Annotated in this window: 22 protein-coding genes; 19 read left to right on the top strand and 3 right to left on the bottom strand. The window is 41.1% G+C overall.

Translation table 11 applies throughout. From position 1 onward, the window contains the following. Positions 1-45 precede the first annotated feature (45 nt). The 13 genes from R8N23_RS00940 (at position 46) to R8N23_RS00880 (ending at position 11,320) form a co-directional block, all read left to right on the top strand. Entirely contained in the window at positions 46-2,424 is a 2,379-nt protein-coding gene (locus R8N23_RS00940) for a penicillin acylase family protein (RefSeq protein WP_318169683.1), read from the top strand. 273 nt (positions 2,425-2,697) lie between these two features. Further along, complete coding sequence (locus tag R8N23_RS00935; protein WP_318169682.1) at positions 2,698-4,068, top strand: M20/M25/M40 family metallo-hydrolase; 1,371 nt, start codon at positions 2,698-2,700, stop codon at positions 4,066-4,068. Positions 4,069-4,234: 166 nt separating this feature from the next. Next, positions 4,235-4,591, top strand: a complete 357-nt coding sequence (locus R8N23_RS00930) for a 5-carboxymethyl-2-hydroxymuconate Delta-isomerase (protein ID WP_318169681.1) — start codon at positions 4,235-4,237, stop codon at positions 4,589-4,591. Next, positions 4,584-5,573 (top strand): serine/threonine dehydratase, encoded by a 990-nt coding sequence (locus R8N23_RS00925; protein ID WP_318169680.1) that lies wholly within the window; start codon positions 4,584-4,586, stop codon positions 5,571-5,573. Before R8N23_RS00930 ends, R8N23_RS00925 begins: the two co-directional genes overlap by 8 nt. 5 nt (positions 5,574-5,578) lie before the next feature. After that, on the top strand, positions 5,579-6,034 hold the full coding sequence (locus R8N23_RS00920) for a DinB family protein (RefSeq protein ID WP_318169679.1): 456 nt from the start codon (positions 5,579-5,581) through the stop codon (positions 6,032-6,034). A 30-nt stretch (positions 6,035-6,064) separates the two neighbouring features. Beyond that, positions 6,065-6,388 (top strand): helix-turn-helix domain-containing protein, encoded by a 324-nt coding sequence (locus tag R8N23_RS00915; RefSeq protein ID WP_318169678.1) that lies wholly within the window; start codon positions 6,065-6,067, stop codon positions 6,386-6,388. 86 nt (positions 6,389-6,474) lie between these two features. Next, entirely contained in the window at positions 6,475-6,963 is a 489-nt protein-coding gene (locus R8N23_RS00910; protein ID WP_318169677.1) for a nuclear transport factor 2 family protein, read from the top strand. Between the two features lie 2 nt (positions 6,964-6,965). Further along, positions 6,966-7,901, top strand: coding sequence for a hypothetical protein (locus R8N23_RS00905; protein WP_318169676.1), 936 nt, complete (start codon positions 6,966-6,968; stop codon positions 7,899-7,901). Positions 7,902-7,913: 12 nt separating this feature from the next. Continuing rightward, positions 7,914-8,384, top strand: a complete 471-nt coding sequence (locus R8N23_RS00900) for a nuclear transport factor 2 family protein (RefSeq protein ID WP_318169675.1) — start codon at positions 7,914-7,916, stop codon at positions 8,382-8,384. 58 nt (positions 8,385-8,442) lie between these two features. Continuing rightward, entirely contained in the window at positions 8,443-9,618 is a 1,176-nt protein-coding gene (locus tag R8N23_RS00895; protein ID WP_318169674.1) for an adenylate/guanylate cyclase domain-containing protein, read from the top strand. A gap of 8 nt (positions 9,619-9,626) precedes the next feature. Beyond that, the gene (locus R8N23_RS00890) at positions 9,627-9,995 is read left to right on the top strand and encodes a hypothetical protein (protein WP_318169673.1); all 369 of its coding nucleotides are present in this window, start codon (positions 9,627-9,629) and stop codon (positions 9,993-9,995) included. A gap of 30 nt (positions 9,996-10,025) precedes the next feature. After that, on the top strand, positions 10,026-10,760 hold the full coding sequence (gene bla, locus R8N23_RS00885; RefSeq protein WP_318169672.1) for a subclass B1 metallo-beta-lactamase: 735 nt from the start codon (positions 10,026-10,028) through the stop codon (positions 10,758-10,760). 38 nt (positions 10,761-10,798) lie between these two features. Continuing rightward, complete coding sequence (locus R8N23_RS00880; RefSeq protein WP_318169671.1) at positions 10,799-11,320, top strand: DUF3124 domain-containing protein; 522 nt, start codon at positions 10,799-10,801, stop codon at positions 11,318-11,320. A gap of 51 nt (positions 11,321-11,371) precedes the next feature. Here R8N23_RS00880 and R8N23_RS00875 read toward each other — a convergent pair whose 3' ends face one another. Next, positions 11,372-13,084, bottom strand: coding sequence for a M56 family metallopeptidase (locus tag R8N23_RS00875; RefSeq protein ID WP_318169670.1), 1,713 nt, complete (start codon positions 13,082-13,084; stop codon positions 11,372-11,374). After that, positions 13,077-13,451, bottom strand: coding sequence for a BlaI/MecI/CopY family transcriptional regulator (locus R8N23_RS00870; RefSeq protein WP_318169669.1), 375 nt, complete (start codon positions 13,449-13,451; stop codon positions 13,077-13,079). The genes R8N23_RS00875 and R8N23_RS00870 overlap by 8 nt, the downstream gene beginning before the upstream one ends. Positions 13,452-13,619: 168 nt before the next feature. On the opposite strand from R8N23_RS00870, the gene R8N23_RS00865 reads away from it, so the two are divergent. From R8N23_RS00865 to R8N23_RS00840, 6 genes are all read left to right on the top strand, one after another. Further along, on the top strand, positions 13,620-14,210 hold the full coding sequence (locus R8N23_RS00865) for a class I SAM-dependent methyltransferase (protein ID WP_318169668.1): 591 nt from the start codon (positions 13,620-13,622) through the stop codon (positions 14,208-14,210). Positions 14,211-14,269: 59 nt separating this feature from the next. Continuing rightward, positions 14,270-15,313, top strand: a complete 1,044-nt coding sequence (locus tag R8N23_RS00860) for a proline iminopeptidase-family hydrolase (RefSeq protein WP_318169667.1) — start codon at positions 14,270-14,272, stop codon at positions 15,311-15,313. A gap of 5 nt (positions 15,314-15,318) precedes the next feature. Further along, positions 15,319-16,101: an agmatinase gene (gene speB / locus R8N23_RS00855; protein WP_318169666.1), complete on the top strand. Its 783-nt coding sequence runs from the start codon at positions 15,319-15,321 to the stop codon at positions 16,099-16,101. After that, complete coding sequence (locus tag R8N23_RS00850) at positions 16,098-17,261, top strand: MFS transporter (RefSeq protein WP_318169665.1); 1,164 nt, start codon at positions 16,098-16,100, stop codon at positions 17,259-17,261. Before speB ends, R8N23_RS00850 begins: the two co-directional genes overlap by 4 nt. 290 nt (positions 17,262-17,551) lie before the next feature. Further along, positions 17,552-18,475, top strand: a complete 924-nt coding sequence (locus R8N23_RS00845; protein WP_318169664.1) for a polysaccharide deacetylase family protein — start codon at positions 17,552-17,554, stop codon at positions 18,473-18,475. Between the two features lie 413 nt (positions 18,476-18,888). After that, complete coding sequence (locus R8N23_RS00840) at positions 18,889-19,788, top strand: NAD(P)/FAD-dependent oxidoreductase (protein ID WP_318169663.1); 900 nt, start codon at positions 18,889-18,891, stop codon at positions 19,786-19,788. A gap of 5 nt (positions 19,789-19,793) precedes the next feature. On the opposite strand, the gene R8N23_RS00835 is transcribed toward R8N23_RS00840, so the two are convergent. Further along, positions 19,794-21,242 (bottom strand): 7TM diverse intracellular signaling domain-containing protein, encoded by a 1,449-nt coding sequence (locus R8N23_RS00835; RefSeq protein WP_318169662.1) that lies wholly within the window; start codon positions 21,240-21,242, stop codon positions 19,794-19,796. Between the last annotated feature and the right edge of the window lie 171 nt (positions 21,243-21,413).

Below are 21,413 nucleotides of genomic sequence, written 5' to 3'. Positions count from 1 at the left end.
AACGCCAGAGTGACTAACTTGAATGCGTAACTCATTATCCATATTATGATTAAGAAAATTCTCGCCTCTTTATTGGCCATAGCCATAATCCTTGTTGCTTATGCCTACTGGTATGCTGATTCTCTAAAACCTCAGTATACTGGAGAAACATCCCTTGCAGGGCTTTCTGCTTCAGCCGAAGTTTATTTTGATGATTATGGAATACCGCACATCTATGCGGAAAATGAAGCAGATGCTTATCGAGCTTTAGGGTATGCGCATGCGCAGGATCGACTTTGGCAAATGGAAGTGGTGAGAAGGATTGCTCCGGGCCGGCTTTCAGAAATTTTCGGAAGCAAACTACTCAAGGTAGATAAGCTCTTTCGCGCGTTAAGTATTCAGCAGTACTCGGAACAGATGTTGGCTGAATTTGAAACCAACGGCGATGAAAAAATAAAGACCGCTGCCCAAGCTTATTTGGATGGAGTGAATGAGTTTGTGGCCAATGGGCCGACACCTATTGAGTTTTCCATCATTGGAGTGGAAAAGACTCCTTTTTCCATGATCGATGTATACAACACGATGGGATATATGTCATTCAGTTTTGCTGCCGCACAGAAGACCGAACCAATAGTTACTAAAATTCTGCAAGACCTTGGAGAAGAGTATTTGAAAGACTTAGATGTGGACCCTAACACAACTGGAGCCTTACTGACCTCTACTCCGCTAGCGATGGAACAACTGACTTTACAAATAGACAAAATCATAACTGACTTGCCTGCAGCTCCACTCATTGGAAGTAATAGCTGGGTAATTGGCCCTGACAAAACAAAATCCGGCAAAGTAATCATGGCTAACGATCCGCACATTGCTTATTCTCAGCCAGCCGTTTGGTACGAGGCACATATCGAGACACCTGAAACAAGTTTTTACGGTTACTACCTGGCTGGTTACCCATTTGCAATCATTGGTCACAATAGACAATATGCTACAGGCCTTACCATGTTCGAAAATGATGACATCGATCTCTACTGGGAAAAGGACAATCCGGCTAATCCAGGGCAGTACATGTTCAAAGAAGAGCCTAGAGGTTATCTAATCAGAAATGAAACTATTCAAGTAAAAGATTCTGTCTCCGTGGATATGGTGATCAAATCGACCCATCATGGACCTGTCGTGAATGAGGCGCTAGAGCTTGATGATAACTGGCCTCCTGTTTCTTTGTTTTGGGTGTATACCCAGAAACCAGGGGAAATATTGGAGGTGACGTATGGTTTTTCTCATACGAATTCTCTGAGCGAAGCGCGTGAAAACACTTCTAAAATTCATGCACCAGGCCTTAATGTGATGTATGGCGATGTCAATAATAACTATGCGCGTTGGTCTTCTGCTCATCTGGTCAAGAGAGCAGACTCGGTCAACTCCAAGTTGATACTAGATGGAACATCAGGTAAAAATGAAATTCAAGGCTACTATGATTTTAGCTACAACCCCAAATCCGAAAACGCTCCGTGGGGCTATGCCTATAGTGCCAACAATCAAGCAGATACTACCAATGGCGTAGTAGTACCCGGGTATTACTTACCAGAGGACCGTGCTAGAAGGATAAAAGGCCTGCTTGATCAAGATAAAAAGTGGGATGTAGAGGATACAAAAAAGATGATGCTCGATGTGACGTCTATCAACTCGCCAGAGGTGGCGAGCTCTATGTTAGAAGCCATTGATGAGAAGCTAATTAATTCTGAGAATGAGGAGGACGCCATTCAGCTTTTAGCTGATTGGACGGGGACATTTGAATTGGACGAGGTGGCTCCTACTATTTACAATAAGCTAGTCTATAAGATTCAGGAAGGAATTTTTGTAAATAAACTGGGTGTCGATGGTTTTGGCGCCTACATGAAAACACATTTGATGAAGCGAAGCTTCCAGCCGCTATTTGCTAACGATAGTTCTAAGTGGTGGGACAATCCAGAAACGCCAGAAGTGGAGACGCGATCTCAAATCATCACAGCAGCATTTACTGATGGGATGTTGGAGCTAGAAAATCAGTTAGGTGAAGACATGAGTCAATGGCAGTGGGGCAAGGTTCATACTTTGGAGCATGGCCATGTATTGGGAGCTGTGGATCTGCTTAGAAAATACTTTAATGTGGGACCATTTCCTGTACCTGGGAATAATGAGGTAATCAATAACTACATTTATGCGTGGACCGCTGATGGTGAATATAAAACCAAAGCAGGCCCTTCCACCAGACGAATTATTGACTTCGCGGATGTAGAGGGGAATAGCTGGAGCATATTACCAACAGGTAACTCAGGCAATATTTTTTCTCCTCACTACAATGATCAGGCGCAGATGTATGTGAACGGAGAATATCGCCGACAACTGATGAACAAAGAAGAAATCATGAAGGTTTCTGACGGACCTTTGGTACTGAAGCCGTAGCTCAAAAGGTATCTACAAAGACTTGCCTACTAGCACTTGTCACATTGAGCCATGTCGAAATGTCTTTGCATTTAACAGCAAGACTTCGACAACGCCGGGCGGCGCTCCGCTCAGCCTGACAGCTTATTGACTTTCGTAAATACCGATTATCCTTCTATTACTCCTCGTACCAGATTTGATGAAAAATTTGCATCAAGATTTTAGGCGATTCTTTGTGGATAGCCGTATTCTTGTCATCGAATAATTTTTTTGGACATTTCAACACATCCAACAATGAAAAAACAATTGCTTGCCGCAGCGTTGCTGCTTATCACCGTTTTCAATTCTCAAGCACAAGATCACGAGAAAAACTTAAGAACCATTTTTGACGAAGCACTGACCAATGGACAGTCCTATCCAATGCTAGAGTATTTATCGCTCAACATCGGCCATCGTTTAAGTGGCTCACCGTCCGCTGCTGCTGCAGTAGAGTATACCCGTCAACAAATGGAATCCTATGGATTTGATAAAGTCTATCTACAGCCAGTCATGGTGCCACACTGGGTAAGAGGCCAAAAAGAGATTGGAAGAATTGTGAATTCAAAGTTTGGATCACAGGATGTAAACGTGATTGCACTTGGAAATAGCGTAGGCACCGGGCCAGAAGGACTGCTGGCCGAAGTAATCGAAGTGCAAAGCTTAGATGAGTTAGCTGAACTTGGCAGAAAGAAAATTGAAGGCAAAATTGTGTTCTTCAATAGACCGATGGATCCTAAGCACATTCATACTGGCCATGCCTATGGTGGAGCTGGGGATCAGCGTGTAAAAGGCCCATCAGAAGCAGCCAAATATGGTGCAGTTGGAGCCATCAACAGATCTCTAACCTTGGCTTATAATGATACCCCACATACGGGTACGTTGGTTTATGAAGAGGGCGTGGCTCAGATACCTGCCGTAGCGATCAGTACTGTAGGTGCGGACTATTTGAGTCGATCTATCAAAGCCAATAAAGCCATGAAGTTTTATATGGAAACACATTGTGAGATGTTACCAGATGTAATGTCATACAACGTGATTGGTGAGTTGAAAGGATCAGAAAAACCGGATGAGTATATCGTCGTAGGCGGTCATTTGGATTCTTGGGATGTAGGAGATGGCTCGCACGACGATGGAGCAGGTTGCGTACAGGCCATTGAAGCGGTTCGAGTTTTCAAGGCTACAGGGATTCGCCCAAAGAGAACTTTAAGAGCAGTGATGTTTATGAATGAGGAAAATGGTCTTCGCGGCGGATTGGAGTATGCAAGAGTGGCCAAAGAAAAAGGTGAAAAACACCTTGCTGCTTTGGAGTCTGATTCTGGTGGCTTTACCCCAAGAGGCTTTGGCATCAAGTCTTCTCCAGAAACATTAACCAAAATCCAAAGTTGGGGAGACTTATTGTCGCCTTATGATTTGAGAAAAATTGTGAAAGGCTATGGAGGAGCAGACATCAACCCGTTGGAAGATCAAGGCCCTGCCTTGATTGGTCTGATGCCAGATTCACAGCGTTACTTTGATTATCATCACACAGCTGACGATACCTTCGATAAGGTGAATAAAAGAGAACTAGAACTAGGTGCCGCTTCTATGGCAGCTTTGATCTACCTAATCGATCAAGAGGGATTGTAAAATATCACTATTGTGGCAGTCTCAAAAGCCTAAGCCCTCAAGTAGTGTCACATTGAGGCCTCTCGAAATGTCTGCCTACGTCTATCAGCAAGGCTTCGAGAACCTCAGCCTGACAAGTTATTGAGCTTTTGAGACTGCCTATATTCGTAATTTTAAGAATTAAGACATGCCACACTTCATCATACAGTGCTCAGAAAACATCACACGAATTCACTCGACGCAAGAGATCATGCAGACCGTTTATCAGCAAGCGATTGCTAGCGAACTTTTTGTGAAAGCGGATATTAAAGTTCGAGTACAGTCATTTGACGAATTTATCGCCGGAGAAGGATCAGATGATTTCATCCATGTTTTTGGAAATATCATGGAAGGAAGAACAGCAGAACAAAAAGCCAACTTGTCACGAAGAATAGTGGCTGCGCTCAATGGCCTTTTTCCGCAGGTGCCTATTGTCTCGATGAACATTCGCGATTTTGAAAAGGATAGCTATTGCAACAAGGAGATGGTAGAACAACATGCTTAGTCTACAGGATATTATCATTGCGCAGGAGCGTATTGACAAATACATTCATCGTACGCCGGTGATACAGTCTAATTTGTTGAATAGCTGGTTAGGCCACGAGATTTTCTTTAAAGCCGAGTGCTTTCAAAAAATAGGCGCTTTCAAGGCTCGAGGAGCGTGCAATGCCATTTCATCTTTGGTTGAGGCTAAGCAAAAGCCAAAAAAAGTTATTGCCAATAGTTCTGGTAATCACGCCCAGGCGGTGGCATGGGCAGCAAATCAGTTTGACATCCCGGCTACCATCTATATGCCTGAATATTCCTCTGCAGTGAAAATCCAAGCAACGGCTTCATATGGAGCCAAGATAGAATTGTGTAAGACCAGAGATATTGCTGATGCTAAGGTGAGGCAAGCGGCAGATGAAAAAGGCACCTTTTGGATTCCTCCATTCAATCACGAGGATGTAATTGCAGGACAAGGAACGGCGGCATACGATGCCCTCAATGAAATAGACGAGATTGATGCGATCTTTGCTCCGTGCGGTGGAGGAGGCTTGCTATCTGGAACCTGGCTGGCCACTAGTCATGTTTCACCAAAGACACAGGTAATAGGGGCAGAACCGCTCAATGCCAATGATGCAGCAGAGTCTCTAAGAAAAAAAGCTATTCAGAAACTCCAGTCTATACCGGATACATTGGCGGATGGAGCAATGACGATGGCTGTAGGTAAAATCACTTTCGAATACCTACAAAAACTTGATGGCTTTTATGAAGTAAAAGAGTCTTCGATGATCTATTGGACGCAGTGGCTATCCCACTTACTAAAAGTAGTTGTAGAGCCAACAAGTGCCATGACAATGGAGGCCGTTTCGCAATGGCTTTCAGGTCAGAAAAACAAGAAGAGAGCAATGGTAATACTTTCTGGCGGAAATATTGACCAAGCCACCACAAGTAAAGTCTGGGAACAAAACTATTTGGACCGGCCACCAACCCTATTGAATTAAAAATAATGAAGACCGTATTCAAAGCCTGGAAAACTAGCAGATCGCTTACTGCTAATTACTTTGAGAAATATAACCTGGAGCAGCTCAATCATGTGCCCGAAGGTTTTAACAATAATCTAATCTGGAACCTCGGTCATATCATTGTGGCGCAACAGGGCCTGATTTATAAGGGATCTGGACTGAAAACTTATATCTCCGCAGAGTTAACTGCTCGATATCAACCAGGAACAAAGCCAGACGGAAAAACCAGTCAGGAGGAAGTGAATGAACTAAAAGAACTATTAGGTTCTTTAATTGAAAATACCGAGGAAGATTTTGAAAAGGGGATTTTCCAAACCTACAAAGAAAGGACTACTGGTACCGGTTTTCATTTATCCTCTATTGAGGATGCCTTTGAGTTTAATAATTATCATGAAGCCCTTCACTTGGGTGCCATGATGGCGATTCGAAAGTTTGTGTAAATTAGTAGCACTACACCCTCATCAATTGATATGAGCTCCTACACCAGAAAAACCAAACTCAAGGCTGACTGCCCCATGGAGAAAACCCTCAACGTGATAGCAGGGAAGTGGAAGATCGCCTTGTTGTGCGAGCTCAATCGAAATAAGGCTCGGCTTACAGATTTTGAAAAGAAAAACCCAGAAGCATCGAAGCGGGCACTGGCGCAGCAATTGGGAGAATTGGTAGAAGATGGTATCGTGCAGAAAAAGGACTTCGAAGTCTACCCTAAAAAAGTAGAATATTCGCTCACTCCTTTAGGCAAAGAATTGTTCTCAGTCATTCAAAAAATGGGTGAGTTTGGTGAAAACCTGTAGCCAAAAGTAATCATAGGGGCAAATTCACCCCTTATTGTAATTCCATTACGCTGCTTGTAGATTTGTTTAGAACCAATAAACAAATCATGAAAAGTCAAAAACTCACTCCTTTCCTTTTGCTCGTATTTCTATCCTTGTTGAGCTGCGAACAGAAAAGTGAAATTTCCCTTGAAGAAGAAAAGGAAAAAATCCTAGCCATGCATCACGCGCAGCGGGATTATCATTTCAACAAAGACTCAATTGCTTTTGCCAATCAAATGTCAGATCAATTTATCTCTGTGAACAGAGGGATAATCAGTAGACCGAAAAGAGAAGACAACATAGCCAAATACAATAGCTACTTCTCATCTGTCGAATTTTTGAAATGGGATGATGTCTCCGAACCTATCATCCGCTTCTCAGACGATGGAAGTATGGCCTATACTATTGTAGATAAAATGGTCGCACTCACCTACCAGGATGAAACAGGTGCAACGGTAGAGGACAGTACCCACTTTGCCTGGACTACGATTTATAAAAAGAACGGCGATGTTTGGAAAATTGACTGCGTGACCTCCACAAATCTTCCTGAATAGCAGTGAAAAAGATAATGGTCATACTGTTCATGGGGTTCATTTGGTCGTGTAGTCGTCAAGAGGATTTCATTCTGAAAGAAAAAGATTTAATCCCTGAAGGAACAGCCTTCAACACAAAAACTAATACGCTATATGTAGGAAGTATTTACAAACAGAAAGTTGTAGGTATTGAGGCAGATGGAACGGAAAAAGACATCATCACCAAAGAGAGCTTCGGTGTGTTTAGTCCTTTGGGTATGGAGATGGATAATCGCACTAATACACTTTGGGTGAATGGAGCGGTTGCTCCCATAGTTCAGCATCCGCCAGGCACAAAACGACAAACCGCCGTATTGGCTTTTAATCCAACCACTAATCAGTTGATTAAAAAAATGGTGCTGGATATAGCCGAACCCGCGATGTTGAATGATTTATCCTTAGATGAAGAAGGGAATGTTTATTCCACAGAAACGCTGAGCCACAAAATATTCTGGGTGGAAAGGGGAAGTGGCAAATTGGTGCTGTATAAGGCGCTCGACACTTATCACCACCCCAATGGTATTGTATTTTATAAACCAAAAAATAGTCTGTTTATAGCTACGGACGAAGGCATTGTCCAACTGGAACTTGAGTCAAAAAAAATCACTTTGCTTGAAGCGAAAGAAGGAGTTGATACCAGGGTTATTGATGGCTTGACCATTTATGAGGACTATTTCATAGGACATCAGAGTATCAAGGTCTCGAAGTTTTATTTTGACGACGACATGACTCGAATCACTAAAGCTGAAACCCTTGATTCTGGAGAAGCATTCGACTCAAGTACAACTGGTGAGCTTGGAAATGGCCATTACTATTATATCGTTAACTCACAACTTAAAAGCGGAATCGATCGAGCTATTCAATCGGTCAAACCCCTGGATAGTCTGGAGTATGTAATTATCCGAAGAAAGAAACTTTAAACTTTTACTCTAATGAAATTCGTCCTACTCACATTTTTTGCATTTCAATTGGTTTGTTCTTTTCCTGTAAATGGTCAAGAAGCAGAAACTGAAAGCTTGAAAGACACTTATTATCGCTGGATCAAGGCCTGGAATGAAAAGGATGCCACTACTGTGGCTGAAATCGCCTGGGGCACTTATGGCTTCGGCCGAGACGCTGCCTTTTTACGTAAAGGAGCAATAGATAAGGAGAGTTATCAAAAGGGCATTCAGGGCTATATGGACTCCATGGTAGGGATTTCCTATGCCGAACATTTTTCCAATTTCCGAATTATAGATGGCGTGGGTTTTATCGATGGCTATTATGAGCAAACCACCCAGCAACTCAATGGCCCCAAGCGAACCGTTTATGGTCGTCATTCGCTAGTGTTCTTAAAGAAAAATGGCGAATGGCACCTCACGCATTATCACAGGTCTCCTATCCCGAGTGAGTTTGTGAGGTAGCGAGCACGAGGTTTTTATTGGACACAAACTCACCGCATTTATTGCGGTGTCTTTCAATTTGGAGCACTTAGCAACGGACCCCAGAACAAGTCTGGGGATATTAGGTATCCGAAATTCGTTTGAAGTTCCCTTTTGTTTAATCAAGTCTCTTTTACTTAATTTTGGTCGAAATTCTAATCATCTGAATCAATATCTGTTGACCTTCAAAACCAAACGCCGATGGCGAACCGTACGCGACTATGGTCTGGGCTGGACACTCGCTTTTATATACCTCTGCATTGTCAGAGGCGAAGGTACTATAGAGCAAGGGTCGGTTCAATTTGAGTTTTGGGATTCGATCATTACCTCGCTATTGATGGGGCCGTTGTTTGGAGCTATTTCCGGTTTTTCGCATATTTTGATGATGGAGTATGGGTACAAACAAGTGTCCTTGTTAAAGTTGATCATTATCCGTGCGGTCTACGTTCTTCTTTTTTTGATATCGATGATTGTTCTGGCTTTTACTTTTTACGGCGGTGAAATGAAATTGATTGCCTTCGCCTTCGAGCCGGGGAGTTTTGCCATCTACTTCTATATTTTGACAGTGGATATTTTCATGTTTGGCTTAATGCAGGTGAGTATGTATTTTGGGGGAAACAATTTGGCTAAGCTCTTAACCGCGAAGTTCTATACGCCTAAAGAGGAAGAAAGGATATTTATGTTTCTCGATCTTAAGTCCTCAACAGAGCATGCTGAGCGGCTCGGTCATATCCAGTACAGCAAAATGATTCAAGATTGTTTTAATGATTTGGGCGCAGTGGTAGAAAATGAATCTGATGTTTATCAGTATGTGGGCGACGAAGTCATTCTGACTTGGAAGTTGAATGATGGACTAAAAAATGAGAACTGTTTGAGAGCTTTATATACGTTCAAGTCGCAACTCGAAAAGAGAAAAGATCATTATCAAAAACACTACAACTGTCAGCCGGAATTTAAGGCCGGAGTCCATGCTGGAATGGTAACTGTAACGGAAGTAGGCAAATACAAAAAGGAAATCGCTTATCATGGCGATACCATCAATACGGCTGCACGTATTCAGGAAAAGTGTAATGAATTCAGTGAAGAGCTTTTGATTTCACAAGGATTGAAAGAAAAACTGCAAGCCAACAGATTCGAATTCAAAGCGATGGGAAGTATTCCTCTAAAAGGTAAAAGCCAGGAAGTAATGATCCACGCCGTATCCAATCTCAACTGAACATACATATGAAAAACCTTTTGCTCCTACTTCTGCTTGTTTTCACATCTGTCTATCTCCATGGACAATCTAAATTGCCAGACCCTCTTGAAGCTGGCTGGAAAGGCGAAAACGTATGCGAAGTATTGGAAGAAAACGAAAAAGTAAGAGCACTCAAATGTACGTTCGCGCCTGGTGTAGGGCATGACAGGCATTTTCATGCGGCTCACTTCGGATACACTTTAGAAGGGGGCAAATTTCAGATCACAGATACAACTGGGACTCGTGAAGTAAATGTGCCTACCGGTTACGACTTTTACAATGAACGCATCGAATGGCATCAGGTATTGAATGTTGGAGAAACCACCGCCGTGTTTTTGATTGTGGAACCGAAGTAACAACTATCACCTTAACTTAATTTCTAATTCATGAGAGTTAATTTCATTATTGTATTGTTAGTCCAAGTTATAATCTCTTGTACTGCCGAACCAGAGTATCTGTATGAAACAGAATGGTTGAAAATCAAACAACTATCAGATCATACCTATCAGCACATCACCTATCTACAGACGGATGATTATGGAAAAGTAGCTTGCAACGGAATGATTGTAATCGATCAAAAAGAAGCTATTGTATTTGACACACCACCCGATGATGAAACTTCGGTAGAATTGATCAACTGGCTGGGGAGATCTTTAGGCAGTAGAGTAAGTGCGATTGTTCCTACGCATTTTCATGCAGATTGTCTGGGAGGCCTGGCAGCATTTCATCAAAGGGGAATACCTTCTATTGCGCACAACAAAACAATTCAGTTGCTGGACTCAACTGCCGTGTTGCCCTGGCAAGGGTTTAATGACTTCATCAATCTCACAGTGGGTGATCAGGAGATAATTGTCAACTTTCTAGGAGCAGGCCATACTTTGGATAATGTGGTAGCCTACTGCCTCAATGAACGGGTGATGTTTGGCGGTTGCCTGATAAAAAAATTGAATGCTGGGAAGGGTTATTTAGGCGATGCCGACCTGGAAGAATGGTCTACAACAGTAGAAAATATAAAGACGAAATACCCAGACATTGAAATTGTAATTCCGGGTCATGGCCCCTCTGGAGGTCAAGACTTATTGGATTATACGATTGAAATGTTCAGAATCAAAGCCGAATAAGTCATTAGGCTTTTTAAATTGTGGTAAAATAAAATGCTATGACTCCGTTATTCAAAACATTTATCGCCTTTTCGGCTTTGCTAGTGATCAATTGGTCTTGTCGGGAGCTGGAACCTGAAAACGGACCGGGAAGTGTGGATTGGTCCGAGCGAACAGTGAGCGCTGATGCTATAGATTCTTTGGCTGCAGGGGAAACTTATTTGTCCGTCTATTCTCAAATCTATAGCTCCAAAGAAAAAAGAACACATGATTTAACAGCTACCGTCAGCGTAAGAAATACCAACAGCTTGGATTCGGTCTACATCGAAAAGGTGGAGTATTATAACACGGCTGGCCAATTGATTAAAACCTTTATCAAACAGCCTGTTTTTATTGCGCCTATGGAGACAATCGAAATCGTAATGAGCGAAGACCATTTGAAAGGTGGGACGGGCGCTAACTTTTTGTTTTATTGGAAGAAGAAAGAAAGGACACCGGAGCCCTATTTTGAAGCGGTGATGATTTCTACTTCGGGCCAGCAGGGAATTTCATTCACTACTCAAGGGAGAAGGATTAAGTAAAAAGGCGACCAAATAATGGCCGCCTTTCATTTTTACTAATCCATAATAATATTAACAGTCATCAGGCTCGGCTAAAGATATCGCCCTTGGGATTCCTTTTCTAATCGCGTCGTATTGCGCTTTCTCTTCAGGAATTTCTTTATTCAGTTCCAGATAGTTTTTACCATACATAGACTGACTTCTTTCCTGATAGATTTGATTAAAACCTTCCTGTATATAAACCCAATTCTGAAGGTAAGTACCATAAGAATCTGCATCACTAAACTTAGTACTAACTACATAATTAGACTTTCCCTTCTCCATTTGATCTATTACAAAATCATAGGTCAATTTCTGATAATTCATATCGGCATGTTTTCCTAAAAAGATTTTTAAAATATCTATGTCATGCTCCTTGGCATAGGCATCATCTATATGAGGCATTTCGGGAACACCGGGTAGATTGGCTCCCTTCATAGGAGGTAAAAGCATCGGCGACTCCACAGTTTGCCCCAATGAAGACTGACCCAATTGCAGTACTTTTCGCCTGTTTGCTTTCCTCAACTCCGTTTGGATCGCTCGGATCATTTTCATTTTTTGATCTTGATCTACTCTTAATGCGATGATACCGTTGGTTGTCAAGCCAGAGGCTGCTATCACTTCTGCTATTTCATCTACTTCGTGTTCGACTCCATCTATGGTCAGACGATCATTCATGACAGTGAAATTTAAAAGATCAGATTCTGTTGCATAATAGGCACCTTCACGACCTATGATTACTGGTAATTTTACTCCGTCTGAGAAATTATTAATAGTTGATTTTTCAGAAGTAATAGTTGTACTTTCTTCAGCAGCCGAGTTGCATTGTATCATGGCCATGCTAAATCCTGCTGTAAATATTAAGGCCAGGGCTACTTTCACTTTGCCCATTGCACCTGATTTTTTATTTGTCATCATGGTTATTCGCTTTTTTATAAATGATAAATTGAAATTGTGTACCAACCCGTAAGAGTTGTTGCTGATCAATTGTCTCAAAAGCAAGGTCTGATACTCAACTAAGGAATAACCCTCATTTAAAATTTTGTTGTCTGCTATATATTCATGTGTTGTTTTCAGGGATTTAATCAGCTGCCAGATCACTGGATTGAACCAGAAGAAGGCCGCCAAAAGTTGAACAAATATTAAGTCTAAAGAATGTCGCTGCTGTACATGCGTACGCTCATGTGCCAGGATGTGATCAAACTCCGCAGTACCTATCATTTCTTCATGTACAAAGACATAATTCAAAAATGAAAAGGGAGCCATAGGGTTTTTCACTTTCACAATCCTGAGGTAGTCCCACGATTCCCAGCCTTGCTTACGGATCAATCCGTAGATCCATTGTACCGTCCATACGGTACGTGACAAACAAACGATCACACCTATCAGGTACACACCGACCATAGCCCAAAGGGCTAATTGCGTCCAGTTTAATTCACTAAACCAACTGGACTGGTTGGCGGTAGTGGAGGTAGTTGTATGCTGATACGCGTACGTCCAATCTGCGAATGCGTCGTAATAGGTTGTACGCACCTCGCTTAATTGCCGTATAGGTAGCTGAGCCGCTGGAGCCGGGTTAAAATCAAAACTCAAAAGTGGAATGGCCAAGCTAAAAAGCACAATGGCAATCAAATAGAAGCGATTGAGAGAAAAGAAAGTTTCCTTTCTCAAAATCAATACATATAGTGCGTAGAGGCAGGCCAGCAGTACGCTGGACTCCATCAAATACCAAATGAACTTATCCATTTTTCTGCGATTTAAGTGCTTCAAGCATTTTCATGGCCTCGTCTAATTCCTTTTCGTCGAGCTCTTTACTTTCAGAAAAGAAGTTGACCACTTTGGCTAGTGAGTTGCTGTAATAGTCCTTCACAAGTCGCGACATTTGCCCTTCACTATATTCGTCCTTGCTAATCATGGGGTGATATTGGTGAGATTTGCCGTAAGCGGTATAGCCCACGATCTCTTTTTGTACCAACACCCGCACAATCGTAGAGACCGAATTGTAGGGAGGTTTAGGGTCGGGGTATTGATCGATGATATCCTTGATAAAACCTTTTTCGATACCCCAGAGAATCTTCATAATCTTCTCCTCTGCCTTAGTTAAAGTGACCATACTATTGAGTTTAATTTTAATCAGCTAGACAATAGTACAACTTAATTTTAAGTTTACAAACTTATTGATAAGTTATTTAACTTAAAATTAAGTTTAAAGCCTGTTTTTCTTGTTTTGATCATTTAAATGGTTTTCGATAATTTGGTTCTATACTTCGTTCACATTCATTTGAAAGCAAAAATTAAAGCCACAACAGTAGACAAGTATCTTAGCCCGATACGGGAACAAATCTGTGATTTGGTAGCTCCCGAGTCCGAAGTACTTGAAATCGGCTGTGGCAATGGAGACTTGCTATTCCGATTATCTCCCAAAATCAAATATGCGTTGGGTATGGATATAGATGAGTCATTGATAGATTATGCCAATGAGCGAAAGGATTTGGAAGGAAGTGAGAATCTCGACTTTCAAGTCGCAGACGCAGTTCAAGAAGATTTAGGTCAAAGCACTTATGATTATGCCATTGTTAGTTTGGTCTTGCATGTTATAAAACCTGAAGAGGCTAAGTTATTAGTTCATAAACTTATAGGCATTGCAGATCAAATGATTATCTGCGGATTTTGTGCTCCTACCAATCGTTGGCAACGGCTCCTACTCTGGATGGATCAGCGCTTTTCGGGACACTACGCCAACTTCAAAGCCTATCAGACCCATGGATATATGCAAGGTGTATTGTTGGAGTTACAAAGTGTGCAAATTGAAGAGTTCGACACCTTTGATCCGGTGATCAAATTGTATAGACTCTCTAAGTCAGTAGAGTAAATTGTTTAAATTGATCTCAGATGTGAGACTTTCTCTGCGAGAACCTAAAAATGACACCCATGAAACAAACTGCCTTTTTACTTATCGTAACGCTTTTGCTTACCAGCTGCACAGCCAATGTCACCACAGATCAAAATCAAGAAACAAAAAATGAGTATCTGGATTATTCGGGTAAATCAGATAAGCTCAGTGGAGGTGTTCGGATGATTCCTATTCAGACACCGGCTGGTGAATTCAAGGTCTGGACCAAAAGAGTGGGAAACAACCCGACCATGAAGGTGCTCCTGTTACACGGGGGGCCAGGCGCTACGCATGAGTATTTCGAGAGCTTCGACTCGTTTCTGCCTCATGCAGAAATAGAATATTATTATTATGACCAACTGGAATCAGCCTATAGTGATCAGCCTTCTGATAGTTCCTTATGGGAAGTGGATCGTTTCGTGGAGGAGGTAGAGCAAGTGCGACAAGCTTTGGGTTTGAATAAAGATAATTTCTATCTATTGGGACATTCCTGGGGAGGTATTTTGGGTATCGAATATGCCTTGAAATATCAAGGCAATATGAAAGGTTTGATCATTTCTAACATGATGTCGTCAATCCCAGCCTATGTCAAGTATGCCAATGAGGCCTTGGGACCACAGCTTGATCCTGCCGTGCTGTCAGAAATTCGGGCTTTGGAAGCTGCTGGCGATTTTGCGAATCCAAGATATGAAGAACTTGTGGTCACTCATTATTATCCGAAGCATGTGTTGCGTATGCCTTTGGAAGAATGGCCTGACCCAGTCAATAGAGCTTTCGCTAATATCAACTATGAAATGTATGTGAGTATGCAAGGACCCAGTGAATTTGGGGTAGTAGGAGATGCAAAACTGAAAAATTGGGACAGAAGTAATGACCTATCCAAAATCAATGTGCCAACCTTGTCCATTGGAGGGGAGTATGATACCATGGACCCCAGGCATATGGAATGGATGGCTGAGCAACTTCCCAAAGGAGAATATTTGTATTGTCCAAAAGGCAGCCATATGGCTATGTATGATGATCAGGAAACCTACTTTAAAGGTCTAATTGAATTTATCAAAAACGTAGACCAAGCAGAATAACAATTATGTCTAAAATCGTCATTCAAGGTATCCAATTTGATAAAAAGTCTTCCTACGAGAGAGGTCCGGCATTGGCTCCGCCATTAATTCGACAGGCACTGCATGGTGGGTCCATGAATATGTTTACTGAAACAGGAATCACTATAGAGAATCAACCCGTTGAAGACAAAGGAGACTTTGACATCAAGGACTATTTTGATATTGAGAAAGTAACCAGTACTCATCTTGCCGAAGGGACAAAAATTCTTACGCTCGGAGGAGATCATTCGATCACATACCCAATTATAAAAGCACATCAAGCCAAATACCCTAAATTGGATATACTGCATATTGATGCTCACGGAGATTTATATGACGAGTTTGAAGGAGACAAATACTCTCATGCATGTCCCTTTGCTAGAATCATGGAAAATGGATTGGCTGTCAAGCTAGTTCAAGTAGGCATTCGAACGCTCAACGATCACCAAAAAGAACAAGCTGAAAAATTTGGCGTGGAAATTCATACGATGAATGGGTTGGATTTGAATCGAATTCCAGAGTTTAACAATCCGCTTTATATTTCGCTAGATTTGGATGGGCTGGATCCAGCTTATGCGCCAGGAGTTTCTCATCATGAACCAGGTGGCCTGTCTACCCGGCAGGTACTGGACTTGATTCACAATGTAAAAGGAGAGGTTGTTGGTGCAGACATAGTAGAATATAACCCTCACAGAGATCATAAACAGATGACCGCTTTTTTAGCAGCAAAGTTCATGAAGGAGCTTTTAGGAAAATTATTGGAGCGTTGATCACAGCAAAAAGAATTCTACCGTTAATCGTCGTTTCGCAGTTTCTTTGTACATCTCTTTGGTTTGCAGGCAATGCGATTATTTATGATTTGGTTGTCAGTTTCAATATTGAGCCAAATGCCATAGGCCAACTCACTTCATCCGTTCAACTGGGTTTTATTATAGGTACGCTCCTCTTTGCAGTGTTGATGATTACAGATCGATATTCACCAGTTAGTGTGTTTTTCATAAGCGCAGTTTTTGGTGCCCTTTTCAATTTAGGAATGGTCTGGGAAAACAACAATTTACTGTCACTTACAATTTTTAGATTCTTAACCGGCATTTGTTTGGCAGGTATATATCCTGTAGGAATGAAAATCGCATCAGACTATTTTGATGAGGGATTGGGAAAATCATTGGGGTATTTGGTCGGTGCTTTGGTGTTGGGTACAGCTCTTCCACATCTACTCAAAGCCACATCATTTGATTTTAATTGGCAATGGGTGGTTATCGGAACGTCTGGTCTCGCCGTGATTGGCGGACTTGCTATAGGGTTAGCAGTTCCAAATGGTCCCAATAGGAAAAAAAGTCAAGAAATTGAATGGCGAGCTTTTTTCAAAGTTTTTAAACAAGCCAATTTTCGATCTGCTGCATTTGGATATTTTGGTCATATGTGGGAGTTGTATGCTTTTTGGGCATTTGTTCCAGCTATACTTTTGACTTATCAGGAAATACATGATCTCACATCACTAAACATTTCTTGGTTCTCTTTCTTAATCATTGGAGTAGGTAGCTTGGGCTGTGTTTGGAGTGGATATTTATCTCAAACAAGAGGTCCGAAAACTGTAGCACGAATGGCGCTTTCCATTTCTGGAACATGCTGTTTGATCTCTCCTCTCATGTTTTATCAGCCTGGCTTTACATTTTTGATTTTGTTCATGATTATTTGGGGACTTACGGTTGTGGCGGATTCTCCATTATTTTCTACGCTAGTTGCCCAAAATGTGCCAACAGATAAAAAAGGAACTGCCCTCACTATTGTCAATTGTATCGGTTTTGCTATTACTATCGTCAGTATACAGTTGATCAATTGGCTTCTGGCCAATCATTTAGCGGAATTTGCTTATGTCTTTTTAGCGATAGGGCCAGTATTTGGAATTATCGGAATGCTGAAGAAATAGAAGATGCAATTCGTCTAAGTAGGGTAGCTGCTGAACTTCTCGTTTTTATAGTGGATGAATTTAATCTTTAGTTCTGATGACCAATTTCATATCAAATAGTATGTGTAATGTTTCGCTACAACGATGAACAGAGCTCTAGATACAAAAAAAGAAACCTTTTCAAGTAGACCCCGCGGGAAAAAGGCAGAAGGCCTTGCCTGCGGGTTTTTTTAACTTATCAAAAGTTTTTCATCTGTCATGGACTGAATACAATTCATTAAACTTGTCGTTTAGAAACTAAATTAAATTTGATGAAGCATTTTGTCTTTTTCCTCACAATTCTAGTCGCATGCTCTTTTGAGCTTAAGTCTCAATCCAAACAAGTTTGCCTTTCTGTCGATGACCTCACAGTAGTTAGTTATGGCATTAACGATACATCATTTACCTATGGTATTACAAGAAACCTGATCAAAACCTTCGGCAAATATCAAATTCCAGCTATTGGGTTTGTGAATGAAAGCAAAGTGTATACTAATGATACGTTGGATGCCTCAAAGATGAAACACTTGGAGATGTGGGCTAGCAATGGTTATGATTTGGGCAATCATACTTTTGCTCATTCGAGTTACCACAAAACGCCTTTTGATGAATATGCTGCCGGAATTTTGAAAGGAGAACTGGTTACTAGGCCACTTCTTGAGCAATACGGGAAAGAAATTAAATATTTTAGGCACCCTTACTTACAAGTGGGACTGACCCAATCGGCCTATGATTCTTTGAATCAGTTTTTGACCAAACATGACTATATCGTCGCTCCAGTTAGTATTGACAATTCGGACTGGAGGTTTGCGAAAGCTTATAGCGATGCCTACAAGAATGGTGATGCGCCATTGATGAAAAAGATTGGAGAAGCTTATGTTGATTATATGGAGCAGGTACTTATGTATTATGAGCACCAGTCCTTGGCTCTTTTTGGCCGTGTCATCGCTCAAACCTTGCTCACTCACGCGAGTTATCTAAATGCGGAATATTTGGACGATGTAATGCAGAAATATGTAGAGCATGGGTATCAATTCATTTCTCAAGATGAAGCTATGGAAGACCCAGCCTATCAAACCGCAGTTACCTATTTTGACAACTGGGGCATTTCTTGGATCGACCGTTGGAATTTGAGTCAGGGAAAATCCAGAGACATTTTTAAGGATGAACCCAAAGTACCTGCGTTCATTAAATAGGAGCCTACTTCTTTTTTACACTTAGGTGCAATTTTTCATAACTGGTCAAGGTTCTCCACTGTGGCCATCTATGTGTAGAAATGCACTGACTCGCAGATTTTAATTTTTGATTATAGTTTGGTGTATTCATATTAATCTTTGTTTTATATGGCTATGACGAACCATCAAGTCAGTTAAGGACATTTTTTTGAAAAAAGGTTACCGAAGAATCCAATGTTTAGTTTTTACTTGTGAGTGAGTTGAATTACCCGTTTGCTTTCTTTTCGATTTACTCTTGATAATAAGAGTTTGGACCTTGGAGTGTTGGTTTGAACCATTAGTTATCTCTGAACGGTCATGACTAGCTATAGAAAAATCATACACGCAACATTGTTGCATTAATGTCGTATCATTGTGAAACTAAATTCAACACAATGGACAAATCTTTTGAAGTTATTATCGTTGGGGGAAGCTATGCTGGTCTATCAGCGGCTCTTGCTTTAGGACGCTCAATGAGAAAAACACTTGTTATAGATGCAGGTCACCCCTGCAATTCTCCCACTCCATATTCTCACAATTTTCTAACTCAGGATGGGGTGCCACCGACAGAAATATCTTCGGTTGCCAAATCACAAGTTGAACAGTATGATACTGTTCATTTTTATAATGATTTCGCTATTGAAGGAAACAAAACGACTGAAGGTTATACTATTCAGACCCGGGACGGCTCCATTTTTTCGGCTCAGAAATTAATATTTGCGACCGGCTTAAAGGACATCATGCCAGAGATTGAAGGGTTTGCCGAGTGCTGGGGAAAGTCGGTGGTTCATTGCCCCTATTGCCATGGTTATGAAGTGAGAAATAAGAAAACGGGCATTCTTGCTAATGGTGAGAAAGCTAATCATTATGCGACCTTAATTTCTAACTGGACCAAGGATCTGATCATTTTTACCAATGGTCCTTCTACCTTGACGGAAGGCCAAACCAAACGAATTACAAATCATCAAATTCCTATCATACAAACACCAGTAAAAAGCATAGGTCAAGTAGATAGTCAGGTGCAAAACATTTTGTTGGAAGATAATAGTGAACATACGATTGATGTCATTTATTCAGGACCTGATTTTGTTCAACACAGTAACATTCCTGAACAATTGGGATGTGAAATAAATGAGCACGGACTTCTGGAGGTCGATGGTTTTCAAATGACCAACATACCGGGGATTTATGCTTGTGGTGATAACTCAACCATGAGGTCTGTGGCTCTTGCTGTAGCCTCTGGCACTAAAGCTGGAGTGGTAGCTAACAAAGAGCTAATTGAAGAGTTCTTTTAAGCTCTTTAATTGTCCTTTTCCTTATTTAAGTCGTGATAAATGCTCTGTTTCACTTCTTCGAAGTCTTCCTGGTATTCATCCAGATAGCCTTCTTCTTCTAGCATGGCTGACATTTTTTTGGCAATGCCATCCATTTCGATGGTTGACTCTTCTACGAGTGAGACATATTGATCATTTTCCTCTTTTGAAACAGGAGCTTTTAGTAAACCAATTAATCCTAGAATTCTGGATAACGGCGCACGAAGCAAATGTGAGTTCATAAATGACTGTTTGGCTAGCAGCCGGTTTTGTTCTGTGATATACTTGATGTGCTCTATTTCTAAGGCTCTTTTTTCTAATTTGAGCATATTCATTCTGCCTCCTATGGCAAAAGCAAAAAGAACGGTTTCAATAGCAAACCCATAGAAGAATGATTGTTCCACAAAATTGGTATACTCAATAAACCCATTCACTGATAGGATAAAAAGGATCATACTAGATAAAGCAAACAACCAACCGACCACATAAAACCTTGCATTTTGTTGCCCTTTGACCCATGCATATATACCAGCGCACCATAAACTGATGTAAAAGATAAATGACGTCAGGGAGAGAATCGTAGAGATCGTACCAAACTCATATAAAGCAGTGAAATCAAAAAACGGAATGAATACGACCAAAATGGAAGTGAGAAATACGATCCAATAGGTAAATTTTGGTGCGATGCTTTTTAAATCTAAATAGAGAATGGCGAATGCGGCACCTGTCAAATAGCCCATGCTTGTCCATAATGTATAAAACGGCATGCCCTGCCACATCCACTTGGTGGAGAACAGCACGTACCCACCATGGAAAGGAATGGCATAAGATATAAAAAGGACATAGAGTAAATAAGGAATAAAGATCAAATCCTTAGTGGAGACTAACAGGAATACATTGTAGATAAATATGCAAAGCATGATGGCGATGAAGCCAATCGGAATCATTTCTTTCTGAATTAAATAATTCGTCATGGAAGAGAGGTTTCCAATTTTCAGCGCGTAGTTCTTATGTCTCCTTCCGGCTATCCTTAAAAAAATGGTGCCGTCATAATTATTTGGTAATTCTAGTGCAACCGTACGGAACGGCAATACACCATTTTGGAATTTACCTTTGAGGTGATCATAGGAAGCGAATGGAATGAATTGGCCTTTGCTATTTTTGACATATAAGGACACTTCCCAAGCCGTTGATTCATTACCTGGGCTGATGTATTTTGCTTCTTTGGTGGTGTTGATTTGACAGGTAAACCATACCACCGAATCCATGATGCTAAAGTTGATTGGCTTTTTGAAGGTGTTTTCAAATTGACCCTTTTGAAATGAATCAAGAATTTCATCTATACTGGCTTTTCCTGTTGGGTCAACTAAGAAAGACGACGCTGAGATAGATACGGCTTGACTACCATTCGCACAGGCGACTTGAGCACATATCATGCTCAGCCAAATAAGAAATAAGTAAATGCATATTCTCAAAATTCCAGCGTATCGTTAATTTTTAAAAATACAGGATAAAAAGTTTATTGATGTGCAATGCGAGTATTATGTCTTCATGAATAGCATACTTTTTATCGAATAAGCTACATGACCAAAATCATAATTCGCTCC

Origin of the sequence: Reichenbachiella sp., assembly GCF_033344935.1 — a bacterium.
Taxonomy (GTDB): Bacteria; Bacteroidota; Bacteroidia; order Cytophagales; family Cyclobacteriaceae; genus Reichenbachiella.
The sequence above is the reverse complement of the archived record's forward strand: the minus strand, read 5'-3'. Positions and strand labels throughout refer to the sequence as shown.

What these genes read in the sequence shown, in the direction of transcription:
- R8N23_RS00940 (WP_318169683.1), top strand. Translation starts at nt 46, where the DNA reads ATGATTAAGAAAATTCTCGCCTCTTTATTGGCCATAGCCATAATCCTT.
- R8N23_RS00935 (WP_318169682.1), top strand. Translation starts at nt 2,698, where the DNA reads ATGAAAAAACAATTGCTTGCCGCAGCGTTGCTGCTTATCACCGTTTTC.
- R8N23_RS00930 (WP_318169681.1), top strand. Translation starts at nt 4,235, where the DNA reads ATGCCACACTTCATCATACAGTGCTCAGAAAACATCACACGAATTCAC.
- R8N23_RS00925 (WP_318169680.1), top strand. Translation starts at nt 4,584, where the DNA reads ATGCTTAGTCTACAGGATATTATCATTGCGCAGGAGCGTATTGACAAA.
- R8N23_RS00920 (WP_318169679.1), top strand. Translation starts at nt 5,579, where the DNA reads ATGAAGACCGTATTCAAAGCCTGGAAAACTAGCAGATCGCTTACTGCT.
- R8N23_RS00915 (WP_318169678.1), top strand. Translation starts at nt 6,065, where the DNA reads ATGAGCTCCTACACCAGAAAAACCAAACTCAAGGCTGACTGCCCCATG.
- R8N23_RS00910 (WP_318169677.1), top strand. Translation starts at nt 6,475, where the DNA reads ATGAAAAGTCAAAAACTCACTCCTTTCCTTTTGCTCGTATTTCTATCC.
- R8N23_RS00900 (WP_318169675.1), top strand. Translation starts at nt 7,914, where the DNA reads ATGAAATTCGTCCTACTCACATTTTTTGCATTTCAATTGGTTTGTTCT.
- R8N23_RS00890 (WP_318169673.1), top strand. Translation starts at nt 9,627, where the DNA reads ATGAAAAACCTTTTGCTCCTACTTCTGCTTGTTTTCACATCTGTCTAT.
- bla (WP_318169672.1), top strand. Translation starts at nt 10,026, where the DNA reads ATGAGAGTTAATTTCATTATTGTATTGTTAGTCCAAGTTATAATCTCT.
- R8N23_RS00880 (WP_318169671.1), top strand. Translation starts at nt 10,799, where the DNA reads ATGACTCCGTTATTCAAAACATTTATCGCCTTTTCGGCTTTGCTAGTG.
- R8N23_RS00875 (WP_318169670.1), bottom strand. Translation starts at nt 13,084, where the DNA reads ATGGATAAGTTCATTTGGTATTTGATGGAGTCCAGCGTACTGCTGGCC.
- R8N23_RS00870 (WP_318169669.1), bottom strand. Translation starts at nt 13,451, where the DNA reads ATGGTCACTTTAACTAAGGCAGAGGAGAAGATTATGAAGATTCTCTGG.
- R8N23_RS00860 (WP_318169667.1), top strand. Translation starts at nt 14,270, where the DNA reads ATGAAACAAACTGCCTTTTTACTTATCGTAACGCTTTTGCTTACCAGC.
- speB (WP_318169666.1), top strand. Translation starts at nt 15,319, where the DNA reads ATGTCTAAAATCGTCATTCAAGGTATCCAATTTGATAAAAAGTCTTCC.
- R8N23_RS00845 (WP_318169664.1), top strand. Translation starts at nt 17,552, where the DNA reads ATGAAGCATTTTGTCTTTTTCCTCACAATTCTAGTCGCATGCTCTTTT.
- R8N23_RS00840 (WP_318169663.1), top strand. Translation starts at nt 18,889, where the DNA reads ATGGACAAATCTTTTGAAGTTATTATCGTTGGGGGAAGCTATGCTGGT.
- R8N23_RS00835 (WP_318169662.1), bottom strand. Translation starts at nt 21,242, where the DNA reads ATGATATGTGCTCAAGTCGCCTGTGCGAATGGTAGTCAAGCCGTATCT.